Origin of the sequence: Rhizobium sp. CCGE531 (assembly GCF_003627795.1) — a bacterium.
Classification (GTDB): Bacteria; Pseudomonadota; Alphaproteobacteria; order Rhizobiales; family Rhizobiaceae; genus Rhizobium.
Genome location: NZ_CP032684.1, coordinates 423,085 through 437,572 on the forward strand (window position 1 = coordinate 423,085; position 14,488 = coordinate 437,572).

The following is a 14,488-nucleotide window of genomic DNA, read 5'->3' on the forward strand; positions in this document are numbered from 1 at the left end:
TGCCTCGTTTTAAGCGCCGGCTTCGTCGAGCAGGCGGATGGCATCATCGGAAAGCGAAAGCTTCGCCGAATTGATTAGCGCGTCGAGCTGGCCGAGGCTAGTCGCGCTGGCGATCGGCGCCGTAACGCCCCGCTTGCGCAGCAGCCAGGCAAGCGCGATCTCGGCCGGCTTCGCGCCGGTTTCGGTGGCGACCTTGTCGAGGGCTGCCAGGATGCGCAGACCCTTATCGTCGAGATAGGCGGCAACCCGGTTCTCGCGCGCCCGTCCCTCGGTATCCGCCTTGGTGCGGTATTTGCCGGTCAGGAAGCCGGCGGCCAGGCTGAAATAGGTGATGACGCCGATGTCTTCTTTGACGCAGAGATCCGCCAGCGGTCCTTCGAAGCTGTCGCGGGCATAGAGATTGTATTCGGGCTGCAGCACGTCGTAGCGCGGCAGGCCGGCCTTGGCGGCGGCATCCCGCGACGCCTGGAGCTGCGTCGCGTCGAGGTTCGAGCAGCCGACATGGCGGATCTTGCCCTGTTCCTTCAGCTTCGCATAGGCAGCCAGCGATTCCTCATGCGGCGTCTCGGGGTCCGGCCAGTGCGACAGATAAAGATCGATGTGGTCGGTCTGCAGCCGCTTCAGCGAGGCCTCGGCGGCTTCGATGATGTAATCAGCCTTGAGCCCCTTCTTGCCCGGCCCCATCTCCGATCCGACCTTGGTGATGATGATGGCCTTGTCGCGCGCAATGCGGCCCTGCTTCAGCCATTTGCCGATGATCTCCTCGGAATCGCCGCCCTTGTTGCCGGGAACCCAGCGGGAATAGACATCGGCCGTGTCGATCGTATTGAAGCCGGCATCGAAGAAGGCGTCGAGCAGTGCATAGGAGGTTTTCTCATCGGCCGTCCAGCCGAAGACGTTGCCGCCGAAAACGATGGGGGCGACAAACAGATCGGTTCGTCCAAGCTTGCGCATGTCCATGATATCTCTCCAAATCACTTGAGGGGCAGGCCGGCGAGCGGGCGCCGGCGCGAAGGGAGAAGGCAAGGCTATCGCCGCGAGCGGTGAAATTCCACTAACGATTTCTTTATTCCGCCGTCGATGGCGCTTTGCGGAACGGCGTTGCACCCTTGGCCGTCGCCGCTTAAGGTCACCGCCGTTGCGACGGCATAGAGTCGTTTGCCGGCCTTTCAACTTTGCCCGATCCGGGTGGCGCCCCTGCGCCCTGGATATTATGCTTCAGGAGAGAGATCATGCTGCGTTTCGGAATTCTGTCGACGGCGAAGATCGGCCGCGATCTGGTTGTGCCCGCCATTCAGGATGCGGAAAACTGCGTTGTCACGGCAATCGCCAGCCGCGATCTCGATCGTGCCCGGCAGATGGCCGACCGCTTCTCCGTACCGCATGCCTTCGGCTCCTATGAAGAGATGCTCGCCTCCGACGCGATCGACGCGGTCTATATCCCCCTGCCGACCTCCCAGCACGTCGAATGGACGATCAAGGCTGCCGATGCCGGCAAGCATGTGCTCTGCGAAAAGCCGATTGCGCTCAAGGCGGATGAGATCGACAGCCTGATCGCCGCTCGCGACCGCAACAAGGTCCTGGTGACCGAAGCCTATATGGTCACCTATGCGCCGGTCTGGCGGAAAATTCGCTCGCTGCTCGCCGACGGCGCCATCGGGCGCCTGCGCCACATCCAGGGCGCTTTCACCTATTTCAACCGCGATGCCGGCAACATGCGCAATATTCCGGCGCTCGGCGGTGGCGGCCTGCCCGATATCGGCGTCTATCCGACCATCAGCACCCGTTTCGTCACCGATCGCGAACCCCTGCGCATCCAGGCGGTGACCGAGCGCGATCCGGAATTCGGCACCGACATCTATTCCAGCGTCAAGGCAGACTTCGGCGACTTCGAACTGACCTTCTATATCTCGACGCAGATGGCCAACCGGCAGGTCATGGTCTTCCATGGCACCGAAGGCTTCATCGAGGTGAAGTCGCCCTTCAATGCCGATCGCTATGGCGCGGAAGAGCTGGAGCTGACCAATCGCGGCCATTCGGAATCGCAGATCTTCCGCTTCCCCGACAGCCGCCAGTACAGGCGCGAGGCGGAAGCTTTTGCTTCGGCGGCATTGGGCCAAGGCGCGGAAGTCGTGTCTCTGGAAAGCTCTAAGCTCAACCAGAAGGTCATCGACGCCATCTACCGCGCGAGCGAGAAGGATGGCTGGGAGCCTGTGTAAGAAATTTTTTAGGAGTTCTGTCGGTGGCGGAAGACGAAGCGTGAATAGCCGAAGAAGCTGAACGCCGTTGCCGCCGCCGAAGCAAGCGTCAGGGCGATGATCGGCCGCAGCGACGGTTCGGTCATCAGCAGCGAACTGAACAGGGCGTAGTTCAAGAGCGCCGAGGTCAGGCCGACCGAACCGTAGCGGAAGCCTTCCGACGCCAGCGACCGGTTGGACCGGCCGAAGGTGAAGTTGCGATTGAGAACCCAGGTGGCGAGCAGCGCAGTCGGGATCGAGACTGCCCGGCCGACGAAGGGGCCGAAGGGCGTGAACCACAGCAACAGATGCAACACACCGGCATCGACGACGAAGCCGACGCCGCCGGCGATCAGGAAGCGAAAGAGCTTCTTCATGCAGCCTTCGCCCTTTTCTTCCGGCTTGCGGGCTTTTCGAGTTCCGCCATATAGACCGTCCGGTCATCGCCGTTTTCGCGGGACGCCGGCTTGGCGAGGCTCATATAGTGGATGCGCAGCTGTTCGGCGCGGGCGCGGGCGACCGAATCGAGGATCAGGCCGGCCGTGAACAGCATGAAGGCGATCATCGTCAGCGCCACGGAGAGCACCCAGGTCGGCATGCGCGTCACCAGCCCGGTTTCGAAATATTCGACAAGGACCGGAATGCCAAAACCGATGCTGAGCTCCATGGCAATGGCGCTCAGGATGCCGAAGAAGGCGAAGGGCCGCGTTTCCTTCATCAGCATAGCGAACATCCAGAGGATCTTGCCACCATCGCGGAAGGTGGAAAGCTTGGAATGCGAGCCTTCCGGTCGCCGTCCATAGTCGAGTTCCAGCTCGCTGACGGGCAGCTTCAGCCGCGATGCATGCACCGACATTTCGGTCTCGATCTCGAAGCCGCCTGACACGGCCGGGAAACTCTTGACGAAGCGGCGCGAAAAGGCGCGGTAGCCGGAGAAGATATCGGTGAAATCGGCGCCGAAAATGGTGCGATAGAGCCAATTGAAGATGCGGTTGCCGAAGGCATGACCCTGCCGTCCGGCATCGCTGTGAACGTTGCGACGGGTGCCGACGACCATGTCGGATCCTTCCGCCAACAGCGTGCGGATCAGCTCCTCGGCGTCTTCCGGCGCATAGGTGCCGTCGCCGTCGGCCATCAGATAGATATCGGCCTCGATGTCGGCAAACATGCGGCGCACCACATGCCCCTTGCCCTGCCGGCGCTCGCGCACGACGGTCGCCCCCGCAAGCATGGCATGCAGCGCCGTGCCGTCGGTCGAATTATTGTCGTAGACGTAGACCGTTGCCTGCGGCAGCGCCTTGCGGAAACCGCGCACGACGTCGCCGATCGTCGCGGCCTCGTTGTAGCAGGGCAGAAGGACGGCGATGCTCAGCTTCTCATTCCACATGGTCTTGGCCGGTTGTTCCTACGCGTAAAGTCAAGTTGAGGCCTGACGGACGATCCGGACGAGAGCTTATCCCGCTGGCTGTTAATAAGACCCTATGGCTGCGCATTAAAAATGGCGGGATCTCGGCTCCGCGAAAAACATTATCGTGATGAATTCGGCCGCCCACAGGCGCTTTACTGTTTTTTGATGCGCAGCCGCTAGCGTATCGCCCGACTATCCTTCCAACATGGGGTTTATCGAGATGGCGCAGACGCTGGCAATGCCGCCCGAGGCAGCCGGAGCGGCAGTGAAGACGGCGCCACTGCGCTGGTCTCATCCTGCCTTGGTTGCGCTCATCTATGCCGTCGTCGTCGTCATCGCGCAGCTCGTCATTCACCGCCACCTCACGGACTATGTCGGCCCCGACAATGACGACGCGATGCGCCTTGTCGAAGTGCGCGATTTCCTCGCCGGCCAGGGCTGGTTCGACATGATGCAATACCGTCTCGGCCTCGAAGGCGGGACGCTGATGCACTGGTCGCGCTTCATCGACCTGCCGATTGCAAGCCTCATCCTCTTCTTCCAGATGTTCTTCTCATCCGAAGGCGCCGAAGCGGCGGCGCTCACCGTCTGGCCGCTCATGCTCATCCTGCCGCTGATGTTCTTCATGGGCCTTGCCGGCCGCCGCATTGCCGGCGTGGAAGGCATGCACTTCTCGCTGATCCTGACCGCCCTGTTCGTGGTCATCTCGCCTCGCTTCGTGCCGGGCTCCATCGATCACGACAATGTCCAGCTCGGCCTCGTCGCCCTCACCGTTGCCATGCTCGCCGATGAGACCTATCGGCCGCGCAACTTCGCCATCGCCGCCATCGCCCTTGCCATCCAGCTCGGTATCGGCGCGGAGACGACGCCCTTCGTTGCCGTCGCCTGCATGTCGGTTGCGTGCCTGTGGACTTGGAAGGGTGAAGCCTTCGCACCGGCTGCGAAGGCCTTTGCCCTGACGCTGACGATTGCCGTCAGCGCCGCCTTTTTCTCGCTGGTGCCACCGCGCCTCTATTCGACCGTTACCTGCGACAATCTCTCGCTCGGCTTTTACGGCATTACCAGCGCCGGCTGCATCGGGCTTCTGCTGTCGGCGCTCTTTGCCAGCCGGCTGTCGCGGCCGTGGCGCATTGCGGTTCTGCTTGCCAATGGCGCGTTCGTGATTGCCACGACCGTTGCGCTCGCGCCGCAATGCCTGCGCAATCCGCTTGCCGATCTGGACCCGATGCTGGTGGATCTCTGGCTGAGCAAGGTGACCGAGGCGCAATCGATCTTTTCGATCGCCCGGACTCAGCCCGATACGCTCGGCGCTTTCTATGCGACGAGCCTTCTGGCGATGCTCGTCTGCGCTATTCGCATGCTGCGTCGCGATCGCGGGAGCCTGCATGCGGTACTGATGGCTCTGGTTGCCATCAACTGGGTGATTACGCTCGTGCAGGTGCGCGGCGCGGAATTCGCCAACCTGCTCGCCATCCCGCCTTTGGCCCTGTTGATCACCGAACTCAGGCGCAACTACATGGCCAATACGAAGAACCTGCGATCGGCCTTGCTCTATGTGGTTGCTATGCTGGTTTCCGTCCCTGCCGTTTGGGCCGTCGGGGGAGCGCTTGCCAGCAAGGGTCTCAGTAACAGCTTTACCGTCGCAGAGCCCGCCAAGGCCGGGGAGACTGCCGGTTGCGCCTCGAAGGCGGCGCTGGCGCCGATCTCCAGCCTGGAACCTGGTGTGATCGTATCGGCTTCCAACATGGGCACGTCGCTCCTTCGCTTCACGCCGCATCGTGCTCTCTCCGGCCCTTATCATCGAGATCAGGCCGGGATGCTGGCCGAGCTGCATATCGCCCTTGCGGAACCACAGCAGGCGGAAACGCTTCTGCGCGAGGCGAAGGTAACCCTACTTGCCTTCTGCAAGAGCGATCCGCAGGTGGAAATGCTGTCCGAGATGAAACCGAAAGGGCTCTATGCTCAGCTCGGCGCAGGCCAGGTGCCGGTCTATCTGGAGCCGATCCCCGCACCGACGGATGCGGCGGTTCGCTTCTTCCGCTTCAAGCCGCGGGAGTGAGCTGGAGCAAGTCGCGCAAATGTGTGCGGCGGTTTTGCGATAACGACATGCGCGAGATCAAGTCACTTCGAGCGCAAGGCGCTAATCTGAAAGATTGCGATGCGCTTCAGGCGCGGCGTTGTTCCATCACATCGGCGGTGATGAGATAGCCGATGAAGCCGAGATTGTAACCGCCGAGCGCGATGAACAACGTCATCAGCGGCGGCGGAACCACCGACATCGCGACCGCCGCCATGAAGGCGATGCTCACCAGCGCCACGCCGAGCAGTGCGCCGATCGTCGTGCGCTGCAGGCCGGCGGCAATTCCGATGATCGTGGCGGTCGCGAATATCATCGCTCCATATCCTCTTTACCAAGAACCAGTTTGCACAGGTTTACGCATGGATGGCTAAGAAAGGCTTTGCCAGCAGGGTTAACGCTTGATGAACTAATAAGCTCCACCCCCTTTATGGGACATGCAAAGGAGGCGGCAGTACCTTAAATATGCGCACAATCCTTTCCTTCGATCGATTCAGACTTAAGGGGTATGCACCTGCTCCGCATTTACCGCGACATCAGGTAGAAAGAGGATATGAGCAGCTTTTTTGAGAATGATTCGCCTTCGAACCTGACGGAATATTCCGTCTCGGAACTGTCCGGATCGATCAAGCGCACGGTCGAGAATGCGTTCGACCAGGTGCGCGTGCGCGGGGAAATCTCCGGCTATCGCGGGCCGCATTCCTCGGGCCACGCCTATTTCTCGCTCAAGGATGACCGCTCACGTATCGACGCGGTGATCTGGAAAGGCACCTTCTCCAAGCTGAAATTCCGCCCCGAAGAGGGGATGGAGGTCATCGCGACCGGCAAGGTGACGACCTTCCCGGGCTCGTCGAAATACCAGATCGTCATCGAGAGCCTGGAACCGGCCGGCGCCGGCGCCCTGATGGCGCTGTTGGAGGAGCGCAAGCGCAAGCTCGGTGCCGAAGGTCTTTTCGATCCCGAGCGCAAGCGCAAGCTTCCCTTCATGCCAAAGGTGATCGGCGTCGTCACCTCGCCGACCGGCGCCGTCATTCGCGATATCCTGCACCGTATCTCCGATCGCTTCCCCGTGCATGTGCTGGTCTGGCCGGTCAAGGTGCAGGGGGAGGGCTCCGGTGACGAGGTGGCGAATGCCATTCGCGGCTTCAATGAATTTGCGCCCGGTGGACCTATCCCGCGCCCCGATGTGCTGATCGTCGCGCGCGGCGGCGGCAGTCTCGAGGATCTCTGGAGCTTCAACGACGAGGCCGTAGTCCGTGCCGCTGCTGCCAGCGATATCCCGTTGATCTCGGCCGTGGGGCATGAGACCGACTGGACGCTGATCGATTATGCCGCCGACATGCGGGCTCCGACGCCGACGGGTGCTGCGGAAATGGCCGTGCCTGTTAAGGCCGAGCTGGAGGCGCAGCTCGCAAGTCTTGCCGCCCGCCTGCAGGGCGGAATGGTGAGGCAGATGGATCAGCGGCGGCAGGCGGTGCGTGCGCTGCTGCGCGCCCTGCCTTCGCTCGATCAGATCCTCGCTTTGCCGCGCCGCCGTTTCGATGAAGCGGCCGCCGGTCTCGGCCGCGGTTTGGAGCTGAACACGCTGAACAAGCGCCGTTCCTTCGAGCGCATGGCCTCGCAGCTGCGGCCGGATATCCTGTCGAACAGGATCGCCGAGCGCCGCCAGCAATTGGGCGAGCGCATGACCCGGGCGGAGCGGACCATCGAGCGCATGCTCGACCGGTCCCGCGCCCGCATCGAACGGGCTGACGCCGTCTTCGCCACACTGCCATCGCGCCTTGAGGCGCAGACGGGCCGCGCCCGCGATCGTCTCGGCAATCTCGCCCGCCACGCCGATACCGCCATCCGTCATCAGCTGACCCGCTCGCGCAGCGAGCTGGTGGCGCAGGAGCGGATTCTGCAGTCGCTCTCCTACAAGAATGTCCTGAAGCGGGGATATGCCGTCGTGCGTGACGAGGATGACCGCCCGGTTTCGCTGGCGGCGGCGCTTTCGACGGGTGCGGCCATCTCGATCGAATTCGCGGATGGTCGCGTTGGCGCGGTAACCGGCGATGATGCCACTCCGCCGTCTTCATCCGCATCAGGCACTCCGCCCGCGAAGAAGCGCGCCACCAAGCCGGCTGAGCCTGCGGCTCCGTCGAAGCAGGGAAGCCTGTTCTGATGCGCATCCTGCTGGTGCTGGCCCATCCGCTGGAAGACAGCTTCACCGCCGCCGTGGCGAAACTTGCGCGGGAAACGCTTGCTGCCGGCGGGCACGAGGTCGATCTGCTCGATCTCTATCGCGAGGGTTTCGATCCCCGTCTTTCGCAGGCCGAGCGGCGCGGTTATTTCGACCAACCCTATGATACGTCCGATGTCGATGCCATCGTCGCGCGGCTGCGAGCGGCCGAGGGACTGATCCTGGTCTTTCCGCAATGGTGGTTCAATTTTCCGGCCATCCTCAAGGGCTTCTTCGATCGCGCCTTTGCGCCCGGAGTTGCCTTTACCCATGATCCGGCCGGCGGGCGCATCGTGCCGCAGCTCACGAATATCCGCCTGTTCTGGGCGCTGACGACGACCGGCTCGCCCTGGTGGATCGTGCATTTCTATATGGGCAATCCGGTGCGGCGCCTGCTGAAACGCGGCATCGCCGCCTTCTGCGCCAAACGGCTGAATTTTCGCATGCTGGCGCTGCACGATATGGACCGCGTCACCGAAGCCGGACGCAAGGTGCATCTCGAACGCGTCAAGCGAGCGCTGGCGACGATCTGATCCTACGCTTCCAGCCAAAAAAAGATGCCGCGGTAGGGGTACCGCGGCACGATGGCATTCGGGATATGCGAGCGTCCCTTACGACCACTCGCCCTTGCGCATGACGGGCACACGCGAGCCATCCGCATTGATGCCGTCGATATCGACCTTGTCGGAGCCGATCATCCAGTCGATGTGGATCAGGCTGGAATTGCCGCCCTGCGCCTTGATCTGCTCCTGGCTGAGCTTAGCGCCGTCGATGAAGCACTTGGAATAGCATTGGCCGAGCGCGATGTGGCAGGAGGCATTTTCGTCGAAGAGCGTGTTGTAGAAAAGGATGCCGCTCGCCGAAATCGGCGAGGAATGTGGCACCAGCGCCACTTCGCCGAGCCGGCGGGCGCCTTCGTCGGTGTCGAGCACCTTGTTCAGCACTTCCGCCCCGCGCGTCGCCTTGGCTTCGATGATCCGGCCGCCTTCGAAGCGCACTTGGATATTGTCGATCAGCGTGCCCTGATGCGACAGCGGCTTCGTCGACGAGACATGGCCTTCGACGCGCAGCGCATGCGGCGTGGTGAAGACCTCTTCCGTCGGGATGTTCGGGTTGCAGGTGATGCCGTTCTTGGCGGTGGAAGCGCCGCCATGCCATTCATGGCCATCCGCCAACCCGACGGTCAGATCGGTGCCCGGTCCCTGGAAATGCAGGGCGGCGAAGCGATGATCGTTCATCCATGTCGAGCGCTTGTGCAGATTGGCATTGTGCTCCGCCCATGCCGCGATCGGATCTTCGACATCGACGCGAGAGGCCGAGAAGATCGCCTTGGCGAGCTTGGCGACCGCGATCGCTTCCGGATCGTTCGGGAAGACCAGCTTCGCCCAGGAGGCGTTCGGATAGGAGACGATGTTCCAGTTGGTGTCGAAGTTCGAGATCTTTTCCAGCGCCGGCTTGTAGGCGGCCGAATTGGCGCGGTTGGCGCGCGCCACCTTGTTCGGATCCTGGTTGGAAAGCAGCATCGGATTGTCGCCGGCGATGGCGAGGCGGGCCGTATTGTTGGAGAAGGCCTTGGCCATGCCTTCATAGAGCCATGTCGCGGCGCGGTCGAAGCTCGCCTCCTGACCGTATTCGTAGCGGGCAAGCGTCGTCTCTTCGTCCGAATAGAAGGTGGAGACGATGCCGGCGCCGGCCTTGTAGGCCTCGCGCGTGATCAGCCGGACCAGCGGCATCGCCGCGATCGGCGCCGTCATGAGCAGATCCTGGCCTGCCTGCAGCTGCAACCCGACCCTTACGGCTACTTCCGCAAGCTTTTCCAGCTTGGCGTGATCGACGGGATAATGATTGGGGGAGGCTGATGTCATGACGAAACCTGCTTGGCTGATATCGAAAGAATGGTCTGAAGACTTAGACCGGTTTGCGGCGAAATTGAAGGCGGTTTGTCCGACTTTGGGAGATCGTCAGGCAATCAACGGCGCAGCCTTGGCCTTCAGGGCGGTCAGTGCGTCCTGTGGACTCAACCGCACCTGCAGGCCGCGCTGGCCACCGTTGATATAGACATAAGCTTCGGTCATCGCCTGCGCCTCGATCGCTGTCGGCACCAGCTTCTTCTGGCCGAAAGGGCTGATGCCGCCCACATGATAGCCCGTCAGACGCTCGGCATCGACAGGCTTCATCATGGCCGCCGACTTGCCGCCGAAGGCTGCGGCGAGCTTCTTCATGCTGACTTCGTGGTCGGAGGGCACGACGACACAGACGGGCTTGCCATCCACCTCCGCCATCAGCGTCTTCAGCACGCGATGCGGCTCCTCGCCAAGCGCTTCCGCCGCCTGTAGGCCAACACGCTCCGCATTCGGATCGTAATCATAGGCATGCACGGTGAAGGCGACTTTCGCCTGGATCAGCACTTGCGTCGCGCGGGTGGTTTTTGACATGGGACCAATATTTCCAGCCGCGCGGCTTTATCCGCGTTCAGAATGAACGCGGTCGAGCTTTTCGAGAATGTCCAAACCACGAGCTTTGTCGCCCTTGGCCGCCTTGAGCCGAAACCGCGTTTCGGCATCGAACTCTGTGAGTGCCTTTGTCGTCAGTTCTTCAAAAAGCTTGTTGAGACTCGTGCCGCGAGATGCAGCAAGAGCTTTCAGCCGTTCGTGCTGATCGCTTGGAAGACGAATTGTCAGCGTGCTCATGTCAAAGTTTCCTCCGAATAATATGCGGCTGTTGATTATGCCCTGCCGAATGCAGCCGCATAAATATCCGGCTTGAATCCAACCAGCAATTTGCCGTCCGCCTCCAGCACCGGGCGTTTGATCATCGAAGGCTGGGCCATCATGAGCGCAATGGCCCTGTCCTTCGAAAGGTCGGCGCGATCCGCTTCCGGCAGGGCCTTGAAGGTGGTGCCGGCGCGGTTGAGCACGACTTCCCAGCCAGCTTCCTTCGTCCAGCGCTCCAGGTGATCCCTGTCGATACCGACGGCCTTGTAGTCGTGGAAATCATAGGCGATGCCGTGGCCTTCGAGCCAGGTCCGGGCCTTCTTCATCGTGTCGCAGTTCTTGATGCCGTAAATGGTGATCGTCATGTCGAATCCGTCTCTCGCTGTCCGGTAGGGCATAGCACGCGAATAAAGCGCGGCGAAAGTCGACCACGGGGCAAAGCGGTTCCCTCGTCCATTGCCGTTGCCACCAATCATCCTGTAAATATGCAGCATGCACATTTACAGTGCGGATGGAGCATGATGGCGGACAAGGAAATATTACGGCTGGAGAACCTCTTCGGCGCCATGAGCCTTGCTCTGGTGGACAAGATGGAAAAGGCCTTTGCCGATGAAACCGGCCATGGCCCGAGCGCGATCGCCGCCATCGTCCAGATCGGCACAGAGCCCGGTATCACGATCGAGACCCTGCGCAGGATGATCGCGCTTTCGCATTCGGCCACCGTGCGCCTTGTCGATCAACTGGTGGCGTCCGATCTCGTGCTGCGCGCCGGCGGCGTCGAGGGTGACAAGCGCGCCCGCTCGCTGCAGCTGACCGAGAGCGGGCGGGCGCTCTTTGGCCGAAGCCTTGCCGCCCGCCGAGCCGTCATCGATCGAGCGTTCAAAGCGCTGAAGCCGGAAGAGACGGAACAGCTCGGCCGCCTCATCGAGAAACTGCTGCCGGCATTGGTCGATCTCGGGGACGATCAGGATGTGGTTTGTCGTGTTTGCGATCAGGGTGTTTGCGATCAGGACCGCTGCCCGATTGCCTTCATGTCATAGCGCACGAACAGCGACCTTGACATTTCTCTCTATTATATGCACACTGCATGCATATAATTTGAAGGACGTCTGGTCGCTTCCTTCGAGCGCTGAACATCGCCTACATCAATTCGATCGGAGGCATGATCGTGATAGTAAATCGTTCAATTCTTGCCCGGCTAACGGACATTGCGCACGCGGCCCTTGTGGGCGCGCAGGATCACGTCCGCCGCTTTGGTGCGCTTCTGCGGGAAGCGGCCGCAATCGCCTTCGCCATACGGTGCAAGATAATTGACGGCCATTAGGGCAAATCAGTCTTCCAGCGTTCCCGGCTTGCGGGCGACGGAGCTTGGCTTATCAGAGCCGATCTTCATCAGGTCACCGCGACGACGCACCAGCCGGTCGGAGACGCGGGTCACGATCAGGCCTGCTTGCGGTGCGCGGACGTCGATGGTCCCGTCTGCCACGCCGGGCCTGGTGATGATGGTCGCCAGCAGATCGCCTTCTTCGACCCGTTCGCCGATATTGCGATGGAAAAGCACCGTGCCGGCCTGTGGTGCGCGGATCATCTCGACATTGTCGAGCGGCACGGCCGGACCATCGAAGGGGCCGAGTACCACGCTTTCGTCCCGCACAGCGCCGCGCGCGGCCAGGAAGCACCAGAGCCCGGCAGCATCTTCCTTTGCCATCTCGGGATAGACATCGCGCGTGCCGCGCAATTCGACCGTCACCGAAAGCTTGCCCGGCAGCCTTGCCTTCTTTTCCCCGGGCACTTCGTATTTCCAGGCGAAGCTCACGGCCTCCTCGAAGGCCGAGCTTTCGCCATCCGACAACAAAACGGCATCCATCTTCAGCGCGGCGGCAAGATCGGAAGCCTCGGGCCAGAAGGCCTCGTCGATATAGGCATATTGCAGGGATTCATCGTCGCAATGCAGATCGATCACCAGATCGGCGCCGAGCGCCATGTGGATCAGCTGACGCTTCAGCCGGTCGACGGCGGGATAGCGTTCCAGATTTTCGATCAGCAGATCGCGGTCGCGGACCGAAATCAGCGGGAAATCGCGGTTGAAATTGGTGCGCGAGCCCAGGTCGAAACGGCCCTGCATCTCGCCGAAGTGCGATTGCGCCGCGCCAATGGGATTGGCATGCGGCACGACGGTGATATCGCTCAAAATGGCGCCTGTTTCTTCCGCCTGCCGCAGGCGCTCGCAGAGGAAATGCGCCAAGGCCGTGCCCGGCAGTTCGCCGGCATGCAGCGCCGCCTGAATGTAGATCTTCGGCGCATCGGCCTTGCTGCCGGCAAAATGCAGAACCGGTAGCCGCCAGGCGATCCCCGCAGTGTCGCCTTCGATGACGATTTCGGTAACGTTCATGGGCCGGCCTCCTGCTGATAATAGTGAGAGACGCATACCAAGCCTTGACGGCAGGCTGCAACCGTTTGTCGTCGCGCGCCGAAATCAGGATTGGACGAACGACGAAAATGGCGTCAGGGATTGCGGTTCCCGCGCAGGCAGAAACTCAGGATCAGGCTGAGCAGGACCGCGCCGACCCCAAAGGAGAAGGGGGCGGCATAGCCGAGATGATCGGCAAAAAGGCCGGCGATCGGTCCGGTCGAGCCGAGCGACACATCGAGGAAGATCGAATAGAGCCCGAGCGCGACGCCGCGGTTCTGCGGCGGGATGCGCTCCATCGCCTCGTTGCCAAGTGCCGGGAAGACAGGCGCGAAGCCCACGCCGGCCAGGGCCGCGCCGATGATGGCAATGGTCGGGGAGGGCGCAAGCGCAAGCGTTGCCAGGCCGATGATCTCGATGACGAGTGAAATGCGCACCAGCGGCAGGCCGCCGAAGCGGGCGACAGCCTGTGCAAGACCCAGGCGCACGCCCATAAAGGCGAGGCCGAAAGCACTAAGGGCAAACGAGGCGCCGTCCCAGTTGCGGCTATGGAAAAACAGCGCGACGAAGGCCATGACGACGCCGAAGCCGCTGGAGGCGAGCGCAAGCGCGACGCCGTACGGCGCCACACGGCTCAGGACCTGGCCGGTGCCGATGCCCTTTTCTTTCACGCCCGGAACAGGCGGACGGGTCTGCGCCAGCAAGAACCCGGCGACGGCGAAGAGGATGGTGACGACGCCGATGGTGAAGAAGCCATATTGCCCCTGCAGCCAGGCGCCGAACGGTGCGGCGAGCGCAATGCCGCCATAGGTGGCGATGCCGTTCCACGAGATGATGCGGACGGTTTCGCGCGATCCCATGAGGCCGATCGCCCAGGTGATCGCCGCGGTGCTCACCCAGCTTTCGCCGATGCCGAGCGCCAACCGGCCGGCCAGCAGAAGGGCAAGGCTCGCCGTTGGAACATGGACAGTGAACGTAGAGGCGATCGTCAGCGCGCCGGAAAGCCCGTAAGCGAGAAAGCCGAGAAAGACCGAACGGCGCGGTCCATATTGATCGCAGAGCCGCCCGACCTGCGCCCGGCTGACGATGGTTGCCACATATTGCGTGCTGACGGCGATGCCGGCCCAGACGACGCCGAAGCCGAGGCCGCTGTCGACATAGGTCGGCAGAACCGCGAGCGGAAGACCGATGGCGGCATAGCCGAAGAATGTCAGTGCGACGATCGAGAGGAGGGATAGGGTCGAGGTGGACCGGATGGTCTGGGAGGCAGTGTTCACGGGATATCGCCTGCGGACATCGGCAACGATGTCCATGCTGTTTGCCACGAAGGAACGGGGTTCGGTATCGGATAGCCATGACGGTGGCGGCCGGAGGGCCGTGCATCGCCACGGACAACCGGTATCAGGCAAAAGCAGGCATGG

The 14,488-nt window shown here is 62.0% G+C and carries 16 protein-coding genes; 5 read left to right on the plus strand and 11 right to left on the minus strand.

The annotated features are described in order from the left end of the window. Nucleotides 1–9: 9 nt before the first annotated feature. Nucleotides 10–960 carry an aldo/keto reductase gene (locus CCGE531_RS02060; RefSeq protein WP_120662693.1) on the minus strand — a complete coding sequence of 317 codons (951 nt, stop codon included), beginning with the start codon at nucleotides 958–960 and terminating at the stop codon, nucleotides 10–12. A 272-nt stretch (nucleotides 961–1,232) separates the two neighbouring features. Here CCGE531_RS02060 and CCGE531_RS02065 point away from each other — a divergent pair, with 272 nt between their 5' ends. Next, a complete protein-coding gene (locus CCGE531_RS02065; protein ID WP_120662694.1) occupies nucleotides 1,233–2,219 on the plus strand; it encodes a Gfo/Idh/MocA family oxidoreductase in 987 nt (328 codons plus the stop codon). A gap of 8 nt (nucleotides 2,220–2,227) precedes the next feature. On the opposite strand, the gene CCGE531_RS02070 is transcribed toward CCGE531_RS02065, so the two are convergent. Then, nucleotides 2,228–2,614 carry a GtrA family protein gene (locus tag CCGE531_RS02070; RefSeq protein ID WP_120662695.1) on the minus strand — a complete coding sequence of 129 codons (387 nt, stop codon included), beginning with the start codon at nucleotides 2,612–2,614 and terminating at the stop codon, nucleotides 2,228–2,230. Next, nucleotides 2,611–3,624, minus strand: coding sequence for a glycosyltransferase (locus tag CCGE531_RS02075; RefSeq protein ID WP_120662696.1), 1,014 nt, complete (start codon nucleotides 3,622–3,624; stop codon nucleotides 2,611–2,613). The genes CCGE531_RS02070 and CCGE531_RS02075 overlap by 4 nt, the downstream gene beginning before the upstream one ends. Nucleotides 3,625–3,865: 241 nt before the next feature. Between CCGE531_RS02075 and CCGE531_RS02080 the strand changes: the two genes are divergently transcribed. After that, a complete protein-coding gene (locus CCGE531_RS02080) occupies nucleotides 3,866–5,704 on the plus strand; it encodes a hypothetical protein (protein ID WP_120666389.1) in 1,839 nt (612 codons plus the stop codon). A gap of 106 nt (nucleotides 5,705–5,810) precedes the next feature. On the opposite strand, the gene CCGE531_RS02085 is transcribed toward CCGE531_RS02080, so the two are convergent. Beyond that, nucleotides 5,811–6,038 carry a homogentisate export protein gene (locus tag CCGE531_RS02085; protein WP_120662697.1) on the minus strand — a complete coding sequence of 76 codons (228 nt, stop codon included), beginning with the start codon at nucleotides 6,036–6,038 and terminating at the stop codon, nucleotides 5,811–5,813. Nucleotides 6,039–6,275: 237 nt separating this feature from the next. On the opposite strand from CCGE531_RS02085, the gene xseA reads away from it, so the two are divergent. Together xseA and CCGE531_RS02095 are read left to right on the plus strand one after the other, a co-directional pair. Next, a complete protein-coding gene (gene xseA, locus CCGE531_RS02090) occupies nucleotides 6,276–7,886 on the plus strand; it encodes an exodeoxyribonuclease VII large subunit (protein ID WP_120662698.1) in 1,611 nt (536 codons plus the stop codon). After that, complete coding sequence (locus CCGE531_RS02095; protein ID WP_120662699.1) at nucleotides 7,886–8,476, plus strand: NAD(P)H-dependent oxidoreductase; 591 nt, start codon at nucleotides 7,886–7,888, stop codon at nucleotides 8,474–8,476. The genes xseA and CCGE531_RS02095 overlap by 1 nt, the downstream gene beginning before the upstream one ends. A 78-nt stretch (nucleotides 8,477–8,554) precedes the next feature. Here CCGE531_RS02095 and CCGE531_RS02100 read toward each other — a convergent pair whose 3' ends face one another. The 4 genes from CCGE531_RS02100 to CCGE531_RS02115 form a co-directional block, all read right to left on the minus strand. Further along, nucleotides 8,555–9,808, minus strand: coding sequence for an aminopeptidase (locus tag CCGE531_RS02100; RefSeq protein ID WP_120662700.1), 1,254 nt, complete (start codon nucleotides 9,806–9,808; stop codon nucleotides 8,555–8,557). A gap of 96 nt (nucleotides 9,809–9,904) precedes the next feature. Further along, nucleotides 9,905–10,378 carry a Cys-tRNA(Pro) deacylase gene (gene ybaK, locus CCGE531_RS02105; protein ID WP_120662701.1) on the minus strand — a complete coding sequence of 158 codons (474 nt, stop codon included), beginning with the start codon at nucleotides 10,376–10,378 and terminating at the stop codon, nucleotides 9,905–9,907. A 27-nt stretch (nucleotides 10,379–10,405) separates the two neighbouring features. Further along, the gene (locus tag CCGE531_RS02110) at nucleotides 10,406–10,633 is read right to left on the minus strand and encodes a toxin-antitoxin system HicB family antitoxin (protein WP_120662702.1); all 228 of its coding nucleotides are present in this window, start codon (nucleotides 10,631–10,633) and stop codon (nucleotides 10,406–10,408) included. A gap of 35 nt (nucleotides 10,634–10,668) precedes the next feature. After that, nucleotides 10,669–11,022 (minus strand): ArsC family reductase, encoded by a 354-nt coding sequence (locus CCGE531_RS02115; RefSeq protein ID WP_120662703.1) that lies wholly within the window; start codon nucleotides 11,020–11,022, stop codon nucleotides 10,669–10,671. Nucleotides 11,023–11,175: 153 nt separating this feature from the next. Between CCGE531_RS02115 and CCGE531_RS02120 the strand changes: the two genes are divergently transcribed. Continuing rightward, a complete protein-coding gene (locus tag CCGE531_RS02120; protein ID WP_120662704.1) occupies nucleotides 11,176–11,697 on the plus strand; it encodes a MarR family transcriptional regulator in 522 nt (173 codons plus the stop codon). A 158-nt stretch (nucleotides 11,698–11,855) separates the two neighbouring features. On the opposite strand, the gene CCGE531_RS35170 is transcribed toward CCGE531_RS02120, so the two are convergent. The 3 genes from CCGE531_RS35170 to CCGE531_RS02130 all read right to left on the minus strand — a co-directional run bounded on the left by CCGE531_RS35170 (nucleotide 11,856) and on the right by CCGE531_RS02130 (nucleotide 14,344). Next, entirely contained in the window at nucleotides 11,856–11,978 is a 123-nt protein-coding gene (locus CCGE531_RS35170; protein WP_281024440.1) for a hypothetical protein, read from the minus strand. 9 nt (nucleotides 11,979–11,987) lie between these two features. Next, nucleotides 11,988–13,085 (minus strand): succinylglutamate desuccinylase/aspartoacylase family protein, encoded by a 1,098-nt coding sequence (locus CCGE531_RS02125; RefSeq protein ID WP_120662705.1) that lies wholly within the window; start codon nucleotides 13,083–13,085, stop codon nucleotides 11,988–11,990. Nucleotides 13,086–13,162: 77 nt separating this feature from the next. Further along, the gene (locus CCGE531_RS02130; protein ID WP_120666391.1) at nucleotides 13,163–14,344 is read right to left on the minus strand and encodes an MFS transporter; all 1,182 of its coding nucleotides are present in this window, start codon (nucleotides 14,342–14,344) and stop codon (nucleotides 13,163–13,165) included. Nucleotides 14,345–14,488 lie beyond the last annotated feature (144 nt).